Source organism: Campylobacter concisus (assembly GCF_002913745.1).
GTDB lineage: Bacteria > Campylobacterota > Campylobacteria > Campylobacterales > Campylobacteraceae > Campylobacter_A > Campylobacter_A concisus_R.
In genome coordinates this window covers 1-5,565 of sequence record NZ_PPCG01000069.1, presented here as the reverse complement: position 1 = coordinate 5,565, position 5,565 = coordinate 1, and the positions used below count along the sequence as shown (strand labels likewise).

The following is a 5,565-nucleotide window of genomic DNA, read 5'->3' as shown; positions in this document are numbered from 1 at the left end:
CACCATACAAAACTCCATAAAATACTATATTTCAATATTTAAGGTTTTAAAAGGTAGCCCAAGTTTCTTATTTTTTAATTTATTTAATATTCTAGAACATTCTATGTTAGTCTGTTTTATCATTGGATATTTTGCTTTGACAGGTTATACCTAGATACTATTTTTATCATTGTGGCTATGGTACTTAGGCATTGCAAAGTATCATGCTTAATTCCAGTAATATTTAAGAGCGCCAAAAACAAACTATAGTTTAATCAAGGCAAACAAAAATACATCGAGGGGCCATAATGGTAAAAGTGGGGTGGGGTAATAACTTTAAGGCATTTGGAGAAAAGTTGTAGAAATTTTTGTATAAGCCGATAGTTTTAGTATTTGGCTTCAATAGATCAGGAAAATCAAACTTTTTGTACCATGGGCGTTACGCCTAAGTCATATCTGTTTATCAGCTCAAGAGTTTTTCTTGTATAATTTAGCTTTAACCTTTCATGGATATATGGATTAGTTATGTAAACTAAGTCAATTATGCATTTTTTTGCTTTTGTAAAATGCGCCTTACTATCCTATTTCTGCTATTTTGACTTGCAATTTTTTGATGAGCCTTAAGCTTTTTATCGTCCAGTTATAATGGCTCGGAGCGGCACTTACGAAGCATGATCCAAGAGTTTTGCCCCTGACTCATCTATATACGTTTTTTGAAAACAGCTCTTTGTTTGTAAATTTTTAAGCTAACCCCAAAATATCTTTATGCTATTTATGAAGCATCTTAGTTGCTTTTGCAAGGGAGGTTTTTGATGCTTCTTCCAAAATTCCACATTCACATCTTTATAAGTTTTCCAGTTATATGATTTGGGTAAAAATGGTTTTTATTTTCACATCATTACCGAATTTATTTTCTAATGCGGACTGAACTATATCTTTAAAAGTCTTGCTTTTTAAATAAAACCTTTAGAAACATCAACTCTATATTTTGGTCTAAATTGATCTATTTGAACAGCAACAATATTTACATTGCCATGCTTTCTAACATTAGTATTGTTTGTATAAGATCCTTGTAAAAATATTTTAACCTCATAATCATAATCACTCTTCATCATCACTCCAAATGAAGGTGTCTCACTATACTTTTTTTGAATAGAAGTACTTTCATTAAATCCGGTAGTTTTTAATGCATCAACCACCATTCTTACAGCATTTTTGCATTGATTTTCCTCTGTTTCACTCAAAGGTTTTTTGCATATTTTCTTAATTGTTCTTCTGTGAATATCATTTACTACTAACCCTCCTTTGATACTGTCATTTAGTATCTATTCAAACTCAATCTCTTCATTAACTTTTTGGTGAACATCTACTCTATTAACAATATCAATTACATTCACTAGCCAACCATTTAATATACAACTTCTGATAAATTCATCAATTCTATTAATCCCATTCATTTCTTTGAGTGTTACAACAACACCAAACCTAACCCCTACGCCATCTTGGGGAGATAATCTATTATTTGTCTTTACTTCCATACCCCAGTTTTTATTTTTATAAGAGTCTTTTGGTATCATTCTTTTTGTAGCGCTCTCTGCGATATACTTTACATTATCCCATTTTCTAAACTGCTTTCTAGCTTCACCTTCCAAAAGATAATTTCTTTCTCCATCTAATGTGTCTTCTGTATTCTGTTTATCGCCCTTAATATCCTTGATTTTTTTATCATCTCCTATTCGACCAAAATGCAAATTCAATTCTGTATTTGTATAGTCAACACCTTGCAATCTATCACACAATGGAAAATAACACATCGTAGCTTTCGCAATATATGGATACTTATTATCCTTTAGAGGAACTGGAAAATCGTAGCTATAAGTATTCCATTTTTCGCTAATGTCTGATACCACAAATTTTATTTCATCATCTTTTGTTTGAATGATGTCATTTATATGAATTGGTACAACTCCATGCCCATATAAGGCAACTTCTTCAGGAGTTGGTTTTTCATCCCAACCTCTTGCAGCATCAATAATCATGGCTTTTGCAACTTCCCTATTAAGTCCTAACACATCAATTAAATAAGATAATTTCCTTGCAATCCAAGGTGCAGCATAAGAAGTACCAGCAGCACTCGCGGCCCCTAAAGGTTCACAAACCCTAATGTACTCTTCCTCACTGCCACCATAATAACTTACATCAGGCTTTGCAAAGAAAGATAATACTAATCCTTTACGAGCATATTTAGTAAACCGCCCATCCTTAGTAACTGAATTTACAACTATGCTATTAATAGAATCTGCCGGAGAGCCTATTTTTACTATATCTGCACTTGGTTTATTTGTTCCCGCCACAACAAATATTACATTGTTTTCAAACTGAATTTTATCTAATGTTGCAGCTTCAGCAGAAATAAAGTTGTCATTAATTTCCTGATTACTACCAAGTGAAATGTTCCATACTTTTATATCTGTATTATTTGCTACAATGCTCTTTATTTTTTTTATTATAGAGAAAGAAGAAAATTCAGCACCAACAGCTACTCCAAAATGTCTAACTTTGAACCTTCCACAACCATCATCTAACCAGGGATTTAATCTTGCTCCATCAACAATAATGGAAGATACTGCCGTCCCATGATTATAATCTTTTGGATTTTTTGGTATATCTTCTGAGACCATATCATGATACTCAACCCAGTCGCTAAAATAAACTCTTTGATCAAACAAAGTATCTATTACTCCAATTGTCGGTTCAATAGTTGGAGATGGTATGGTTGCTATTTTTGTTTGATATTCATTTATAAAATCATCTGGTGACAAGCTTGATAAATCAACGGTTGCCATTGAAACAAGATATGGTGCTTTTTCAAAAAGTACTTCCACTTGCTTTTCATCTAAGTAAACCGTTTGATTATCTAAAATTCTGCTGCTTAAAATATCTATCCCTAATATTTCAAATAATGACTTTGCGTCCTTTTTTACATCGTAAAGAGTTATAATGCTTTGTTTGATTTCAATTGTTGGTGTTTCTACTCGAAATGAATCTATATAAGAAGCATCTGCAATCACCTGTTTGAATATGGACATACTTACAGAAAAATCTTTAAAAACTGTTGGATTAACAATATTTTTATCTTCAAATATATTCTTACTGATCTTACCTGCAAATTTTTGAAACAATATATTTGAAGAATCTGTAATCAACTCTATGCTTTTAGTTAAATCATGCTCATCAAGAAAATATGTGATGATGTGTTTATTCTTATCTCTATTAAATTTTGCTCCAACAATTGCTTCATTAGAATCCGTTCCTTTAAAAATTCCAGCAATTCTATTACTTTTAGCAACAATCTTGTTGTAGTAAACACTAACCAAAATACCTTCAAACGGCTTTGTTTCTTTATCCCAGAATTCTTTAATCTGGATTAGCTGAGATATCAATCTTAATAAATGATTTGTACTGACTTCCACTTGTCCATTCATGGCTATACCACCACCATTACCATTTCTACGTGCTTGTACAAAGCGTTTCCCTTTTAATTCCAAGACATTATTCACTATCTATTTCCTCCTTCTTTAACTTTCTTGATACAGCACTTTTAGACTCCCCTTTTAATTTTTCTATTTCTCTTACCGTAAATCCTTCTTCATGAAGTTGGTTTATATCCTTTTGTTCCAAGTTTCCTATCAGGCTATTGTATAATCTTTTTAAATAATCATGCTCAGAACCAACATCACTAAACGCAAGTGATGTTTTTATAATATTTTTTAACTCTCCTGGATAAGGTATTTTCTTTGCCGTCTTCAATATTTTTTTAAACAATCTTGTATCCTTGGATATTCCTTTAAAATTCTTAATAAATGAAGAAAAATAATATTCAGCAACTTCTATTAAATCCTCATCACTGTACCTATTGAAATTAATAACAGCATCAAATCTTCTAATTAATGCTTTATCAAAATTTGAATATAGATTAGTTGTTGCAATAAGTACAATCTCTTTATTAAGGTCTGTCAATCTGTCTAATTCTCTTAAAATTGTAGATGTTACTCTACCCATCTCCCTAATATCATTAGAATTAATTCTATCCAACGCAATAACATCAATTTCATCAAATAAAACTACAACCTTATTCGCATTTGGAAGAATATTTATTTCTCTAAATACTTCTATTATATTTTTATTAGTCTGTCCCAACTTGCTATCTATCAAGTTTTCAAAATCCACCCTAAAAAGAGAGCGATTCAATAATCTTGCAACATTTTTAGCTGCTTCTGTTTTTCCACTTCCGGGTAATCCTTCAAATAAAAATTTATTAATACCTACATTATGGTTTACAGCGTTAATAATGCCTTTTATATCTTCTGTTATTTCAAGTGGTAAATTTAAAGCCTCTAAATTTCTTATTTCTACTTGTTTTAAAAATTCACTTTCAAAATCACTACTTTGTGGTGAATATAAATTTGATTCAGATATTAACCCCATAATATATTCGGATAACTGATAATCTCCTATACTATCAAAATATCTTGCTATTGCTATTGCCTCATTTCTAAATGAATTTTCATTCCTTTCCGCATGGTATTTTATTAAATTCAAAACATTTTGTTTTTTCATATTGCCATACCTCCTATTTTCTTTATTATTATATCACAAACCGGGACAAATTTCTATATTTATGGGACAAATATTTAAATTTTTAATTTCTGCATCAAAGGCTATATTGGCGATCCTTCATGAATTAAAAAGAGCCGGTGCAGTCCTAAGACCATACCGACCATCATCTTACCTTTTTGTTTTTTTGGCTTTTTATTCTCTTTAGGCTTTTACCTATCTTCCGCCTGATATTTCTTAATAGCTCCAAGAACGGATTCTTTCTCTTTCTCCTGTCCTTTCATCTATTCCTTTACTTTTAACAGCTTTGAAGAAAGTATTCCGATATTGCTATGTTCCTTGCTGTTATCATCAATGGAAGTTCTGATTTTTAACAAAACTCCCTTGCTTAAAATCCTTTTGAAGATCATCCTTTTTCTCGTATGCAGAATAATTATGGTATACCTTATACCTTATCGTCTTTAGATGCCACAGAGAAATTTACTACCTTAAAGGCTTCTTCGTTCTTGTTTTCTCTCTCAACGACATCAGCCTTTCTTACCAATATTTCCAATGATATTGACAAGATATCTTTCTCCTCTTGAACATAAGGCAGGTCTTTTATCTATCCCTGTTCCCTTAATTCTTCAATCATATAGTCAAATTTCTCATGCAACAAATTAACTGTATCATTGTCTATATAAGCCTAATAGAGCTTATATAGAGCACTTTCGTCGTTGATACCTTTTTCAATGCTGATAACCGCCTTAACAAAGCCCTTCTGGTTATTACTTACCATATCTTCAATTTTTATCTCTCATTGTTTTGTAATCCATGTTTTTATCTCCTTTTTAGACGAGCACCTTTACAAAAAGCAGCTCTGGACACATCAGCCCCTAAGTGACTTTTGGCGTATCGGTAAGCAAACTAGACTAAAGCTCGAAAAATGCGGCATCTTTTGCATGAAAGATATCGCAAATGCGCCAAAAA

3 protein-coding genes and 1 pseudogene are annotated in these 5,565 nt (G+C 31.6%); all 4 read right to left on the bottom strand.

All coding sequences use genetic code 11. The features are described 5' to 3' along the window. Positions 1-725: 725 nt before the first annotated feature. Positions 726-848: pseudogene (locus CYO90_RS10670) on the bottom strand (hypothetical protein); the annotation flags it as partial. Between the two features lie 84 nt (positions 849-932). Further along, positions 933-1,223, bottom strand: a complete 291-nt coding sequence (locus CYO90_RS08280; RefSeq protein WP_141090550.1) for a hypothetical protein — start codon at positions 1,221-1,223, stop codon at positions 933-935. 81 nt (positions 1,224-1,304) lie between these two features. Beyond that, on the bottom strand, positions 1,305-3,539 hold the full coding sequence (locus CYO90_RS08275) for a S8 family peptidase (protein ID WP_103579155.1): 2,235 nt from the start codon (positions 3,537-3,539) through the stop codon (positions 1,305-1,307). Further along, the gene (locus tag CYO90_RS08270) at positions 3,532-4,599 is read right to left on the bottom strand and encodes an ATP-binding protein (RefSeq protein WP_103579154.1); all 1,068 of its coding nucleotides are present in this window, start codon (positions 4,597-4,599) and stop codon (positions 3,532-3,534) included. Before CYO90_RS08270 ends, CYO90_RS08275 begins: the two co-directional genes overlap by 8 nt. Positions 4,600-5,565 lie beyond the last annotated feature (966 nt).

Coding starts and splice junctions, on each gene's coding strand:
- CYO90_RS08270 (WP_103579154.1), bottom strand. CDS start 4,599: ATGAAAAAACAAAATGTTTTGAATTTAATAAAATACCATGCGGAAAGG.